Here is a 13707-nt window from a genome sequence, read left to right on the forward strand (position 1 = left end):
GGTCGAAATCGGGTACGGGAGGGTAAAGCACCACCCGCTCGTACCTGCGCAATCTGCCAGCCAGCGCCGCCCGATGCGCTGGCCGGGCAGAAATCATTGGCGGCCCCCTGTGTGCCAATGACCATATCTACAAAGGAGAGAGATGATGGTTCGCAATCGTCAATATGGATCGAAGTTTGCCGTTGCCGTGGCGGTGGGGATGCTGCCGCTGATGAGTTTCGCCGCCGGCGAACTCGATGTGAAGATCGGACTCACCGGGCCGCTGACCGGCTCGCAGGCGGCCATCGGCAAGGACCACGAAAACGGCGTGAAACTGGCGCTGGATCGACTGAATGCACAAGGCATCACCGTCGGCGGCAAGAAGCTGCGCTTTGAACTGCTGTCGGAAGACGATGCGGCAGACCCGCGCACCGGCATGACCGTGGCGCAGCGCCTCATCGACGCCAACGTGAAAGCCGTGCTGGGCCCCTACAACTCCGGCGTGGCGATTCCTACCTCCAAGCTGCTCAACGACGCCGGCATCGTGATGACCACGGTGGCCTCCAACCCCCGGGTAACCATGAATGGCTACCCTTACATCTTCCGCATTGGCGCCAGCGATACCCAGCTGGGCACCCGGATGGGCACTTTTGCCGCACTCAAGCTGAAAGCCAAGACCTTCGCCGTTATCGATGACCGCACGGCCTACGGCCAGGGGGTGGCAGACGAATTCATCAAGGCCGCCCGGGAGAACGGCATTCAGCTGGTCGCCCGCGAGTTCACCAACGACAAGGCCACCGACTTCTCTGCCATTCTGACCAAGATCAAGGCCAGCAAGCCCGACGGGATATTCTACGGTGGCTACTACTCGCAAGGCGGGCCGTTGCGCCGGCAAATGAAAATGCTGGGACTGAAGGGCTATCTGCTGGGCGGCGATGCCATTTGCAACGAGGAATTGGCCAAGCTGGGGGGCGATACGGTAGACGGTAATGTCTATTGCCCGCAGGGCGGCCCTGTGCTTGAGCAGACGGCGGAAGGAAAGCAGTTTGTTACCGACTACAAGCGGCGTTATGGCATTGAACCGCTGACTTATGCGGCCTCGTTTTTCGACGGCATGAACATCATCGCCAAAGCCATGCAGAAGGCCAATTCGGTGGACCCGAAACAGTACCGTGCCGCCCTGGCGGCACTGAACCAGCCGGGTGTGGCCGGCACTTACCAGTTTGATGAAAAACGCGACCTCAAGAACTCTCCGATTACGGTGTATACCTTCAAATCCGGGCAGCCCGTAGCCATCTCCGAGAGCAAATAAGCGTTCGGCTTTTTATCCTGACGGAGCCTGGTAGCTGCGCTGCCAGGCTCCTTTGCTTTCTGTCGTGCAGGCTTTCTGCCCGCTTCCGCTCCAGCCCGGCATGACGCCCCTGGCCTGGCGGCAATCAAGACCGCTTTGCCGCGCAAGCGCAGCCAAGGCAAAGGTAATGTGCATGCCGCTGCCGGTAGCCTGTGGCAGGCCGGCCGATAAGGCGGCAGGTGGCGGCCGGCCGCCGCGTAGCCGATAGTCAATCCAGCAGCAGCCAGCCGCACTTGCACGGCCCGCGCCGCGGAACGACATGAACAGGCGATCGCACCATGCCCGCTAACAAGTTGCCACCCTGGTGGCTGACGCCGCCTGCCGAGCATGCGGCCAACCTTGATGCCGCCAATGGCAGCATGGCCAACGGTCTGTCGGGCAATGAGGCTGCGGCCCGGCTTGCCCGCTTCGGCCCCAACCTGCTGCGGGAGCACCGCAGGCATTCCCTGCTGCGGCAGTACCTATCCCGCTTCAAGAACCCGCTGGTGCTGATCCTGCTGGCCGCCAGCGCCGTCTCCGCCTTCAGCGGCGATGTCACCAATTTTTTCATCATCAGCTGCATCGTGCTGATGAGCGTCACCCTGGATTTCGTTCAGGAATACCGCGCCAATGCGGCCGCCGAGAAGCTGCGCCAGTCGGTGGCGGTAAGGACCACCGTGCTGCGGGATGGCAAGCCGCAACAGGTAGCGATCAGCCAGGTGGTGCCCGGCGACATCGTGCTGCTGTCGGCGGGCGACCTGATTCCGGCCGATGGCCTGGTGCTGGAAGCGCGCGACTTCTTCGTCAAGCAGGCGCTGCTCACCGGCGAGTCGTTTCCGGTGGAGAAGAAACCGGGCGCGCTGCCGGACAGCGCCAGCGACATCCAGGACGCCAGCAACGCGGTGTTCATGGGTACCTCGGTGATCAGCGGCAGCGCGCGGGTAGGCGTTGTCGGCACCGGCGCGAATACGGCGCTGGGAGAAATCGCCGACAGCGTTGCCCGCCCTGCCGAGCCCACCTCTTTCGATATCGGCGCCCGCCACTTTGGCCTGCTGATCATGCGGCTGACCATGCTGATGGTGATGTTCGTGCTGCTGGTGAACGCCTTCTTTCACAAGCCGTGGCTGGAATCCTTCCTGTTCGCGGTCGCTCTTGCCGTGGGGCTGACGCCCGAGCTGCTGCCCATGGTGATCTCGGTCACGCTATCGCGCGGCGCACTGCGCATGGCCAGGCAGCAGATGGTGGTCAAGCGCCTGTCCGCCATCCAGGACCTGGGCTCCATGGATACGCTGTGCACCGACAAGACCGGCACGCTGACCGAGGCGAAGATCCGTCTGGAACAGCATGTGGACGCCGCCGGCCAGCCCAGCGAGCGGGTGCTGCAGCTCGCCTATTGCAACAGCTATTTCGAAACCGGCCTGAAAAGCCCGCTGGACGAGGCGATTCTGGAGCACAGCCACATCGACGTGAGCAGCTGGAACAAGATCGACGAGGTGCCGTTCGACTTCGAGCGCCGCCGGGTCTCGGTGCTCATCGACAATGGCAGCGAACGCTGGCTGGTGGTGAAAGGCTCCCCGGATGAAATCGTGGCGCTGTGCCGCCATTACGAAACCGGCGCCACGCAGCAGCCGCTTGCGGAGGCGGCGACCGTGGCCGGCATCCGCCAGCAGTATCACGGCCTGGAAGAAAACGGCTTCCGGGTGCTGGGCATAGCCTGGCGGCAGGTGCCCCGCGAGCACAACCACGCGGTAGTCAGCGATGAAACCGAGCTGGTGCTGGCCGGCTTCGCCGCCTTTCTCGACCCACCCAAGGCCAGTGCCGCCGCCGCCCTGGCGGCGCTGGCCGATGCCGGCGTCGGCATCAAGATCGTCACCGGCGATAGCGACCTGGTGACGCGGCATGTCTGCGCCCGGCTGGGCACCACCGTCACCGGCGTCATGACCGGCCGGGAAATCGCCGAGCTGGACGACCACGCGCTGCAGGCGCGCGTGGATGCGGCCAACCTTTTCTGCCGGGTGAACCCGGCGCAGAAGGAGCGCGTGATTCGCGCACTCAGGGCCCGCGGCCACGTGGTGGGTTACCTGGGCGACGGCATCAACGATGCGCCATCGCTGCATGCGGCGGATGTCGGCCTGTCGGTAGACTCCGCCGTGGACGTTGCCAAGGAGGCAGCCGACATGGTGCTGCTGCAGCACGATCTGCACGTGCTGCATATTGGCGTGCGCGAGGGGCGCCGCACCTTCGGCAACATCATGAAATACATCATGATGGGAACCAGCTCCAACTTCGGCAATATGTTCAGCATGGCGGGCGCCTCGCTGTTCCTGCCCTTCCTGCCGATGCTGCCCACCCAGATCTTGCTGAACAACATTCTCTACGACATCTCGGAGATTCCGATTCCGTTCGATATGGTGGATGCCGAGGAAACCCGCCACCCGCGCGTGCTCGACATGGCCTTCATCCGCAACTTCATGCTGGTGATCGGGCCGATCAGCTCGGTATTCGACTTCCTGACCTTCTACCTCATGCTGGTGGTGCTGAAGGCCAATGAGCAGCTGTTTCAAACCGGCTGGTTTGTCGAATCGCTGTGCACCCAGATCCTGGTGATCTTCATCATCCGCACCCGCGGCAACCCGCTGCGAAGCCGTGCGCATGCGCTGCTGGCAAGCACCTCGCTGGCCATTGTCGGCATCGCCCTGCTGCTGCCGCTCAGCGCGCTCGGCCAGCACTTCGGCTTTGTGCCGCCACCGGGCAGGTTCTATTTCTTCCTCGGCCTGATGGTGCTTGCCTACCTGCTCATCGTGGAATGGGTAAAACAGGGCTTTTACCGCTGGTACGCGGCAAGAAAACGCTAGCACCGGGCGCACGCTGCGGACCACCGGGAAGCCGCCATCTGCTATTGTCCTATCTATGCAGCCCATCATTTCCATCTCGAATCTCTCCAAGTCCTACGCCTCTGGTTTCCAGGCCCTGAAACAGGTCAACCTGGATATCCAGCGCGGGGAAATTTTCGCCTTGCTGGGCCCGAACGGCGCCGGCAAAACCACGCTGATCAGCACCATCTGCGGCATCGTCAACCCTAGCGGCGGCCGGGTGCTGGTCGATGGCCACGATATCGTGACCGACTACCGCGCCGCCCGTGCCATGATCGGCCTGGTGCCGCAGGAGCTGACCACCGATTCCTTCGAATCGGTGTGGGCCACGGTGTCGTTCAGCCGCGGCCTGTTCGGCAAACCGAAAAACCCGGCCTACGTCGAAGAGATACTGCGGGCGCTGTCGCTGTGGGACAAAAAGGACAACCGCATCATGACGCTGTCCGGCGGCATGAAGCGGCGGGTGCTGATTGCCAAGGCGCTGTCGCACGAGCCGTCCATCCTGTTCCTCGACGAGCCCACTGCCGGGGTGGACGTGGAACTGCGCCGCGACATGTGGCGGCTGGTACGCTCGCTGCAGGCGCGCGGCGTCACCATCATCCTCACCACCCACTACATCGACGAAGCCGAGGAAATGGCCGACCGCATCGGGGTGATCAGCAAGGGCGAGATCATCCTGGTGGAGGAGAAGACCGAGCTGATGCGCAAGCTTGGCAAGAAGCAGCTGACGCTGCAGCTGGAAGCGCCGCTGGCGCAGATTCCGCCCGCGCTTGGCGGCTACGCGCTGGAGCTGGCGACGAGCGGCAGTGAGCTGGTCTACACCTACGACGCGCACGGCGAGCGCTCCGGCATCCTCGCCTTGCTGCAGGCACTGAATGAGGCAGGCATCCGCTTCAAGGATCTGCACACCACGCAAAGCTCGCTGGAAGACATCTTCGTCAGTCTGGTGCGGGGAAAGAAATGAACTTGTACGCGATTCGCGCGATTTACCGCTTCGAAATGGCCCGCACCGGGCGCACGCTGATGCAGAGCATCATCTCGCCGGTGATTTCCACCTCGCTCTACTTTGTGGTGTTCGGCGCCGCCATCGGCTCGCGCATCCCCCAGACCCACGGCATCAGCTACGGCGCCTTCCTGGTGCCTGGGCTGATCATGCTGTCGCTGCTGACACAGAGCATCTCCAATGCCTCGTTCGGCATCTACTTCCCCAGGTTCACCGGCACCATCTACGAGCTGCTATCGGCACCGGTTTCCTACCTGGAGCTGGTAGTGAGCTATGTCGGCGCGGCGGCCACCAAATCGGTGGTGCTTGGCCTGATCATCCTGGCCACTGCCGGGCTGTTCGTGCCGCTGCAGGTAGCCCACCCGCTGTGGATGCTGCTGTTCCTGGTGCTGACAGCCATTACCTTCAGCCTGTTCGGCTTCATCATCGGCATCTGGGCGGACGGCTTCGAAAAACTGCAGGTGATCCCGCTGCTGATCATCACCCCGCTGACCTTCCTGGGCGGCAGCTTTTACTCCATCGATATCCTGCCGCCGTTCTGGCAGACCGTTGCGCTGTTCAACCCGGTGGTCTACCTGATCAGCGGCTTCCGCTGGAGCTTCTACGGCATTGCCGACGTCAGCGTCGGCATCAGCCTTGCCATGACGGTCGGCTTTCTGGCGCTGTTCACCGCCATCGTGGCGTGGATCTTCAAGACCGGCTACCGCATCAAGGCCTAGCAGTTCCCCCTCCCTCTGAAGGCAGCACGCTGCGTGTGCTGCCTTCAGCAGCAACGCCCAACTCCCCTGTCGCCTCCCATGTTGGCCGCACGCCGCTGCGGCCAACATGAAAATCCTGTTTTCTGGAATTTAATTCCTGTATATTGGAAACATGAACCTGGACGACCTTCTCGCCAAACGCATCCGCTCGCTACGCAAGCGCCGCGGCCATGCGCTGGAAAAACTTGCCGAACTCAGTGGCGTCAGCCGCTCGATGATTTCCCTGATCGAGCGCGCGGAAACCAGTGCCACCGCGGCCGTGCTCAACAAGCTTGCCGATGCGCTGGGCGTGAGCCTGGCCTCGCTGTTTTCCGAAGAGGCAGAGCCTGCGGTCACGCCGCTGGCGCGCTTCGAGGAACAGCATGTGTGGCAGGACCCGGCTTCCGGCTACCTGCGCCGCCAGCTGTCGCCGCCCGGCTACGGCTCGCCGCTGGAGCTGGCCGAGGTGATCTTTCTGGCCGGGCAGACGGTGACTTTCGACAATGCAATGCGCAGCATCGTTACCCACCAGCAGATCTGGATGCTGGCTGGCGAAATGGAGATCACGGTCGAGGGGCAGAGCTGGCATCTGTTGCCTGGCGACTGCCTGGCCATGACGCTTGGCCAGCAGATCGTGTTCCACAACCCTACTTCTAGTTCGGCACGTTATCTCATCGCGCTGACCGCACAACCACCCTCGACAGGGAGATAGCAATGAGTGAGCACAAGCTGGTTAATTGCAGTTTTGACCGCCATGCCGCGGCCATCCTGGATATCTTCAATGAAGCCATCCTCAACTCGACCGCGCTGTACGACTACAAGCCGCGCCCGCCCGAAAGCATGGTGACCTGGTTTGACACCAAGCAAAAAGGCGGCTTCCCTGTCATCGGCGTTGAAGACAGCAACGGTACCTTGCTGGCCTTCGGCAGCTACGGCACCTTCCGCGCCTGGCCGGCATTCAAGTACTCGGTGGAGCACTCCATCTACGTACACAAGGATCATCGCGGCAAGGGTCTGGGCAACACGGTGATGCAGGCGCTGATCGCCGCCGCGCGGCAAAACGATGTGCACGCCATGATAGGCGGCATCGATGCCAGCAACACCGGCAGCATCGCCCTGCACGAGCGGCTGGGCTTCAAGCACGTGGCCACCCTGCCCGAGGTGGGCTACAAGTTCGGCCGCTGGCTGGATCTGTCCTTCTACCAGATGCTGCTGGATACGCCGCTGGCCCCGGTGGATGGCTGATAGCCGGCAGCGGGCACAATGAGCAGAGCATGAACGCTTATCTGGTATTCCCCATGTTGGCCGCAGCCGGGGTGGCGCTGGTTATCCAGAACCTGCTGATGGTGCGGATAACCGAGTCGGTCTCCACCGTGATCATTACCCTGGTCATCAACTCCGCCATGGGGCTGGCACTGCTGCTGGCCGCCCTGCTCAGCCGCAACGGGCTGGCGGGCATCAGCGAAACCCTGCTGGCGATCCGCCCCTGGGCAGTGCTGCCCGGCCTGCTGGGTTCGTTCTTCGTGTTTGCCGGGATCATGGGCTACCAGTCGGTGGGGGCGCCGGCCACCATTGCCGTGCTGGTCGCCAGCCAGCTCACCGCCGGCTTGCTGGCGAACGCCTACAAGACCCAGGCGCCGCCCAGTGCACTGTCGCTGCTGGGGGCGGTGCTGCTGATCGCTGGCGCCATCCTGATCCTGCGGGGGCGGGCCTAGTACGCCAGCAGCAGGAACAGGTCATGCATGGCTGCGGCTGACGCTACACCCAGGGCCCACCCGGCCCAGGCGCCAGCCGCAGCAGCATGAAGTGCCTTACATCATGCCGGGCAGCACATAGACCGGGCGCTGCGGAATCGGGGTCGGGGTAAAGCGCGGCGCCTGGATTTCCGGCCACTGGAATGGCTCTACCGGAATGGCCCGCTCTTCGTCGGACGGCTCCTCCGCCTCTGCCACAAACACCACAACATTGTTGCGCATTTTGCAGGAAATTTTCACACTCCGACTATTGTCCCCACAGTCTTTCACCCGCGTTATTTTACCGTTTTCGTACCAGACATCTGCCCATTCATTTTCATTGAAAAATATGGACCCCCAACCTTCCATAACAACCTTAAAATTACCAGACCTTTCAAAATAAAACTCGCCTTTAGCGTCTAACCCGGTCGTCACACCCTCAATTTTAAAATGACCAATCTTCCGCTGCTCCCCAACATAATACTCACCATTTTCGCAATCAGTCGGGCCAGAAAAACTTCTACACACCAGAACCAACTTATCCTTTTGCGGGTCAAATTTTTTATCAAATTCAAGTTGCCTGTAAAGTTTTGCTTTAGTAAAGGCATATTTACCATTACGCAACTCGGCTGAACCGTACCAGTAACCAGAGAAACCAATCCCCATAATTTGGTTATCCCCCTTACAGAGTGACAAGTCCTGGTTACAAGTCATGGGGTTGGCATCGTTGTACGTACCAATAACAACCTTGGCATTATCTCTCACACGCAATGAGGTTTTTACGCCATCTACCGGCAACACATAATTATAACTGGCATTCATTACGCCAAAAATGAAGGGCGTTGTAAAGTCGAATGCAAGTCCTTCATTACAAAGAATCCTGCCCGGCTGGAAACCGAAGTCCTTGCAGCGCAGTTCCACGTATTTAAACTTGTTGCCGGCATCATGACGCTTCAATACGGCACTGGTCGGCACATTGTCCCAGCTATAGATGGAGGCCGACCATCTGGCCGGGTCTCCTTCCAGGAATATGGCGCCATCGACTGGCTTGCCGTCATTCACATATGCCTGGTGCACCAGTGTTTCACCCTTTGCCGACAGTTTCAGCTTTTGCACTGCCGCAGCCACACCGGCAGCCGGGTGCAACTGCGCGTAGATGATGTTACTACCACCCACAAGGTCACCGTTCCTGAACTGCCCCTGCTTGATCCAGGCACTGGGCATGTCCGTTGCCGACCCGCTCCATGCCTGCTCGCCGTCGCCATCCAGTACGCCATTGACGAAATCACCACTCAGCACATAAGTGTCTTCGACAAACTTGCCATTTTCATCGTAAGTCAGGTTGGTTTTTTTACCTTTACCCTGCAAAAGCCCATCCACAAAATTGCCTTGCAGCACCCGAAGTACAATTTGCTTCTTGTCATTCACAATATTACTGTGCCGGATTAATAACTCTCCCTCACCCTGCAACGGTTTGCCATTGCACTTTTCTTTGCCAGCCCACTTAATCTGTACATTATCTATACCATCAGTGGATGGCAAAAAGTATGCCACACAGCCCGCTGTCGATTTATAGGCTGTAGAATAGGAACGATCGGCTTTCTGCAAGCCATCCATAGCCCTGGCGGGAGAAAATCCGGACAACGCAGGCGCCTTGCCGTTGAATCGCATACCCTGCAGCGTGCTCAACAATGCCGGATCGTCAAAATTCGACAAATTGGTCATCGCGCAGGCGGCGGTAGCACCCAGCAAACCGGTAAAAAACAGCAATGCCCTGCCTGTCATTTTCAGCATGAGGAAATCTTTCCCTTTCAATCCATCGGGCCGGACATTTACCGTCTGGCAATTATGATTCTGCGTGCATCACCCATCGAGGCAACCATGCCGGCCTGCAGCGGCAGGCAATTCGATGCTGATGCAAATTGGCAACTTGTCCTGTATTGCCTCGCCATGCTTGACCATGGTCTGGCAAATGCAGTCATTGGCGACATACCGGCCGCAGCCTGCCTGGATGAACGCCTGGTAGTGACTGTACAGATCACGGGTGACCTCGCCGCCCAGCAGCCTGGTTGTCACCATGAAATCCCGGCGCTGCGCCGCCGCTACCGCCAACAGCACCGCGCCATTGTCCAGTGTGATGCGCAGCGACACCGGCACGTGGCCAGCCGGCGGCATGGCAACCCTGCCGCCAGCCAACAGCGCCGCGGTAAGCGCGGCAGCCGCCAGCGCCAGCAGGGCAAGCTGATAGCGCCACGCCCCGTCGCCCACCCCGCTTTTTGCCGCCAATGCGGCCAACAGCAAGGCGCCGCCAGCAGCCAGCACGCCACTGGCTCTAGTCCCCCGCAGCCAGGCAGCCGGCCGGGCAGCATACCGCTTATTCAGCAGTGCCAGCAGCAGGTAGCCATGGCAGATGCTTTGCAGCGCCAACAGACCGTTGCCCACGGCCGCAGCCGCAGGCAGCAAGTCCCAGGGTGACGCGCGGCCCTGCAGCATATCGCCCAGCTCCTGCCACGCCAGCGCATAGAGCGGGCTCAGCAGCAGCCCGCTCAGCAGCAAGACCATGGCCAGCAGTGGCGTGAGTACGCGCCGGCATGCCAGCGGCGGGGGTAAAGGTAAGCGCACGTTGCTCCAGTCGCAGCAAGGCCGGCAGCAATCCATCAATCGTGCTGCTGGACAATGTATTTTGATTTATAGATAGTTTAGCCATTGGCATAACCCGATGCACCTTGCCACCTCATGTTCCCGCCCGCCATGCCGCATGCCCGCAACAATCATCGCCAACTGCCTGGCAGACAGCAGCCGTACCGCCTTGCCCGGCTGGCACTGGCCATCCTGAGCACCGCCGCCATGCTGCCAGCCATGGCCGACGTGGTGCCGCCCTCGGTCTGGGCCGCGCAAAAGCGCATGGATGAACACCCCCGGCTGTACGACCGCGTCGACCAGTTCTGCAAGGGGCGCCAGGTCGGCGCCAGCTGCAGCATGCCCGGCACCCGCGCCGAGGGTGGCGGCAAGGGAATATGCAGCCGGCAGCTGGATGACGACACCATCAACCTGCAGTGCCGGCAGCTGGGCCCGCCGCTGCCGAACCGCATCCCCGATACGCTGTATGCCACCACGCGGCCATTCTGTGCCGAGGGCAACCGCAGCCGCATCAATGCCAACGGTGAAACGGAAGAGATCCCCGACTCCAATGGCAGCTTTACCTGTGGTGCGGTGCCGCTGGCGGTCGACCCCGCCTGCAAGGGCATGCAGGCCGGTGGCAGCTGCCAGATCAGCAGCACTTATGATGGGGTCAGCGAACTCAGTCCGGGCGTGTGCACCAAGAGCACGCAGAGCCGCGGCGTCCGTTATCCGAGCTTCCCGGTGCGCGCCATACGGGAGGTCATCAGCTGCGAACCGCTGCATCAAGTACAACGCAGCTGGTCCAGGCCGTCCTTTTTCGACAAGCTGTTCCAGTGAGCCTGCCTTGAGCCAGTTATCCGCCCTGCTGCTGACGCTGCTGATCGAACTGCCCTGTGTCTGGCTGATCAGCCGGCTGTGGGCGGCATCGGCGCCGCGCACCCTGCCGCGCCTGCTGGCGGTAGCGGCCCTGGCCTCGCTGCTGACTCACCCGTTTGCCTGGCACGGCCATGAATGGCTGGCGTCACGGCTAAGCCAGGAGCAGGCGCTGCAAGGCTGGCTGGTCATCGAATCGCTGGTGGTGCTGGTGGAGGCGATAGTGCTGGCGTGGGGGCTGGGCTGGCGCTGGCAACAGGGGCTGGCGGCCTCGCTGTTTTCCAATGCGGCATCGGCGGCGGCTGGCTATGTACTGCTGGGAGCAAGCCATGCGCTGGCTTGAGCGGCAACACGGGCTGGAGCCCTGCCTGGTGGCGGCGCTGCTGGCGCTGCTCGCCTGCCTCGCCCCGCTGGCACTGTATGCGCTGGCACTGGCGCTGTTCGGCCTGCCGCACGTGCTCAGCGAAGCGGCCTGGATACGCCGCAGCTACCGCCGCCAGCTGCCGGGGCGCTGGTGGGCATTGCTGCTTGCCACGCTGCTGATCCAGGCGCTGGCCCGCCTGGCCGGCTGGCAGGGCAGCCTTTCGCCACGGGATGTTGCCTGGCTGGACCTGGCCACGCTGGCGCTGGCTTTCTGCACCGTGCTGGCCGCCCGCGAGGCGCTTCGTGCGCCCTGGCGTAGCTGTGTGCTGGCGCTGGCAGTGGCCGGCCTGCTGCTTGCGGGGCAGCATAGTGGCTGGCAGCTCGCCTTGCTGGCGGTGCTGTCCATTGCCCACAACTTTACGCCGCTGCTGCTGGCACCGGCACAGAGCCATTGGGGCGGCCGCCCCTTGCGGCCAACCTTGCGCCTGCTGTTCTGCCTGCCGCTGTGTCTGTTACTGCTGCCCTGGCTGGGCTGGCAGCCCTTCGCCGCCAGCGCACAGCTGCCGGCACCGGGCGAGCCGGCCATGCTGGGCCTGCCTTCGCCGCTGGCGTTCGCCCCCGCCCTGGTGCTGGCGCAATGCCTGCATTACTACTCCGTCATCCGCCTGCTGCCCGGCGCCACGCTGGGCGAGCAGGCGCCGCCAGCCCGCAGCTACCGCAAGCTATTGCCCGCGCTGGCTGCCTGTGCCGCGCTGAGCGCCTATTTCGCCTGCGCCTATAGCGATGCACGCGCGCTGTACGCCGTTGCCGCCGGCGCGCATGCCTGGCTGGAGTGGCCACTGATCCTGCTGCTGACCGGCCTGAAACCAGCCGCGCCCGCCGCGCCGCCCCTTGCTTCCCTCAACCTGTCCCGGCCACTGCCATGAATATCCCGCCTACCCTGCTACCACGCCTGGCCCTGTGCGCCATGCCCCTGCTGCAACCCGCGCTGGCCTGCATCAGCGAAACCATGCACCCGCATTTGCTGCTGGACGGCATGTCGGCAAATGTCCGCGCCGCACAGACACCGCCGCAGGAAGTCCAGCTGACGGCCGGCACACTGCTGTCGGTACTGCTGCCGCCCGGGCTGAGTGCCCACAGCGACAGCCCGCTGCTGCTGGCGCTGGACAATGCCCGCTACCGCGAGCTGTCGGCCATGGGCGGTGGCCAGATGCCGCCGCAAACGGCGGACGACGCGCGGATCACCCTGTCCGGCAAGCCGATGAGCTGGGCGCACTTCGGCGCCGCAGCCAGCGGCAGCAGCTGGCTGCGCCTGAGCAGCAAAGGCAAGCCCGATGGCTGGGTGCACCTGCAGATAGATCCGGCGCCGGTAGCAACACGGGGCGTGGAAATCCACCTGAGCGAGGTGGATGACAATCACGACACCACGCTGGGCTACTACGACCGCCTGGTGGTGGAGTTGCCCGGCAGCCCGGGCGATGGCTGGACGGTGAGCGAGGCACCCGGCCTGCGCTTGCTGGCCATCGAGGCACTGCCCGCCCCGCAAGCGCGCGTGCGCCTGCGCTTCGAGAGCAGCAGTGACCAGGGAAAAGGCATATTGCAGTTGCGCAGCAGCGGCAAACGTTACCGCTTCGGCATTGTTCACCAGCCCACGCCGCTGTGCTAGCCGAAGGTTGGCCGCACAACCGCTAGGGCGAAGCGGGCCTGGCGGCTGTGCCCAGCACCGCATCCAGCTCCCGCACATACAGCAAGTGGATGTTGTGGTGGTTGCCCGAGGTCAGCTGCAGCCACAAGGCCTGGCCGCGCGGCACCAGGTTGAGGGTCTGATAGCCGGTCAGCCGTGGCGTATCCACCGGCAGCACCACGCCACGGCCAAGCAGCTTGCCGTCCAGTGATAACACGAAGCATCGCTCGGACAGCCTGCCGCCTTCCGCCGCGGGGAAGCGCTGCGCATCCAGCTGCCACATGGCAGTCTGCGCATCCCAGCGCTCGACATCGCTTTCCGTCAGCACCAGCGCCGTGGGCATGTTGCCGTCCGCCTGCTCGCACTGGCCGCCATCCGACTGGCCAAGCGGCTCACTGCCAATGGCAAGCGTCAGTCGTGAGGCGCTCACCGGCGCGGCCAGCACGGCAGCCAGCAGGCCCGCTCGCCACAGCATGCCCATTTGCCTTGCCCGCTTTTCTGTCGCCGCCA

14 protein-coding genes are annotated in these 13707 nt (G+C 62.7%); 11 read left to right on the forward strand and 3 right to left on the reverse strand.

Going from position 1 to position 13707, the window contains the following annotated elements:
• Positions 1 to 142 precede the first annotated feature (142 nt).
• From PSELUDRAFT_RS16885 to PSELUDRAFT_RS16915, 7 genes are all read left to right on the forward strand, one after another.
• The gene (locus PSELUDRAFT_RS16885) at positions 143 to 1291 is read left to right on the forward strand and encodes a branched-chain amino acid ABC transporter substrate-binding protein (protein WP_088967937.1); all 1149 of its coding nucleotides are present in this window, start codon (positions 143 to 145) and stop codon (positions 1289 to 1291) included.
• A 317-nt stretch (positions 1292 to 1608) separates the two neighbouring features.
• The gene (gene mgtA, locus PSELUDRAFT_RS16890) at positions 1609 to 4164 is read left to right on the forward strand and encodes a magnesium-translocating P-type ATPase (RefSeq protein ID WP_088967938.1); all 2556 of its coding nucleotides are present in this window, start codon (positions 1609 to 1611) and stop codon (positions 4162 to 4164) included.
• A gap of 55 nt (positions 4165 to 4219) precedes the next feature.
• Positions 4220 to 5146: an ABC transporter ATP-binding protein gene (locus tag PSELUDRAFT_RS16895; protein WP_088967939.1), complete on the forward strand. Its 927-nt coding sequence runs from the start codon at positions 4220 to 4222 to the stop codon at positions 5144 to 5146.
• Positions 5143 to 5904, forward strand: coding sequence for an ABC transporter permease (locus PSELUDRAFT_RS16900; protein WP_088967940.1), 762 nt, complete (start codon positions 5143 to 5145; stop codon positions 5902 to 5904). Before PSELUDRAFT_RS16895 ends, PSELUDRAFT_RS16900 begins: the two co-directional genes overlap by 4 nt.
• A 151-nt stretch (positions 5905 to 6055) precedes the next feature.
• The gene (locus PSELUDRAFT_RS16905; RefSeq protein ID WP_088967941.1) at positions 6056 to 6634 is read left to right on the forward strand and encodes a helix-turn-helix transcriptional regulator; all 579 of its coding nucleotides are present in this window, start codon (positions 6056 to 6058) and stop codon (positions 6632 to 6634) included.
• A 2-nt stretch (positions 6635 to 6636) separates the two neighbouring features.
• Positions 6637 to 7167: a GNAT family N-acetyltransferase gene (locus tag PSELUDRAFT_RS16910; protein ID WP_088967942.1), complete on the forward strand. Its 531-nt coding sequence runs from the start codon at positions 6637 to 6639 to the stop codon at positions 7165 to 7167.
• Between the two features lie 29 nt (positions 7168 to 7196).
• Positions 7197 to 7637 carry a DMT family transporter gene (locus PSELUDRAFT_RS16915; protein ID WP_088967943.1) on the forward strand — a complete coding sequence of 147 codons (441 nt, stop codon included), beginning with the start codon at positions 7197 to 7199 and terminating at the stop codon, positions 7635 to 7637.
• 96 nt (positions 7638 to 7733) lie between these two features.
• On the opposite strand, the gene PSELUDRAFT_RS16920 is transcribed toward PSELUDRAFT_RS16915, so the two are convergent.
• Both PSELUDRAFT_RS16920 and PSELUDRAFT_RS16925 read right to left on the reverse strand, forming a co-directional pair.
• Positions 7734 to 9449, reverse strand: coding sequence for a hypothetical protein (locus PSELUDRAFT_RS16920; RefSeq protein WP_088967944.1), 1716 nt, complete (start codon positions 9447 to 9449; stop codon positions 7734 to 7736).
• Positions 9450 to 9518: 69 nt separating this feature from the next.
• On the reverse strand, positions 9519 to 10211 hold the full coding sequence (locus PSELUDRAFT_RS16925) for a hypothetical protein (protein WP_231895250.1): 693 nt from the start codon (positions 10209 to 10211) through the stop codon (positions 9519 to 9521).
• Positions 10212 to 10391: 180 nt separating this feature from the next.
• On the opposite strand from PSELUDRAFT_RS16925, the gene PSELUDRAFT_RS16930 reads away from it, so the two are divergent.
• The 4 genes from PSELUDRAFT_RS16930 to PSELUDRAFT_RS16945 are packed head-to-tail and all read left to right on the forward strand — an operon-like array spanning position 10392 to position 13179.
• Complete coding sequence (locus PSELUDRAFT_RS16930) at positions 10392 to 11114, forward strand: hypothetical protein (RefSeq protein ID WP_088967946.1); 723 nt, start codon at positions 10392 to 10394, stop codon at positions 11112 to 11114.
• A 7-nt stretch (positions 11115 to 11121) separates the two neighbouring features.
• Positions 11122 to 11493, forward strand: a complete 372-nt coding sequence (locus tag PSELUDRAFT_RS16935) for a hypothetical protein (protein WP_088967947.1) — start codon at positions 11122 to 11124, stop codon at positions 11491 to 11493.
• Complete coding sequence (locus tag PSELUDRAFT_RS16940) at positions 11480 to 12439, forward strand: hypothetical protein (RefSeq protein ID WP_088967948.1); 960 nt, start codon at positions 11480 to 11482, stop codon at positions 12437 to 12439. Before PSELUDRAFT_RS16935 ends, PSELUDRAFT_RS16940 begins: the two co-directional genes overlap by 14 nt.
• Positions 12436 to 13179, forward strand: coding sequence for a hypothetical protein (locus PSELUDRAFT_RS16945; protein ID WP_088967949.1), 744 nt, complete (start codon positions 12436 to 12438; stop codon positions 13177 to 13179). Before PSELUDRAFT_RS16940 ends, PSELUDRAFT_RS16945 begins: the two co-directional genes overlap by 4 nt.
• A 22-nt stretch (positions 13180 to 13201) precedes the next feature.
• On the opposite strand, the gene PSELUDRAFT_RS16950 is transcribed toward PSELUDRAFT_RS16945, so the two are convergent.
• Entirely contained in the window at positions 13202 to 13672 is a 471-nt protein-coding gene (locus PSELUDRAFT_RS16950; protein ID WP_157725169.1) for a hypothetical protein, read from the reverse strand.
• Positions 13673 to 13707 lie beyond the last annotated feature (35 nt).

Source organism: Vogesella sp. LIG4, assembly GCF_900090205.1.
In the GTDB taxonomy this organism is placed as follows: domain Bacteria; phylum Pseudomonadota; class Gammaproteobacteria; order Burkholderiales; family Chromobacteriaceae; genus Vogesella.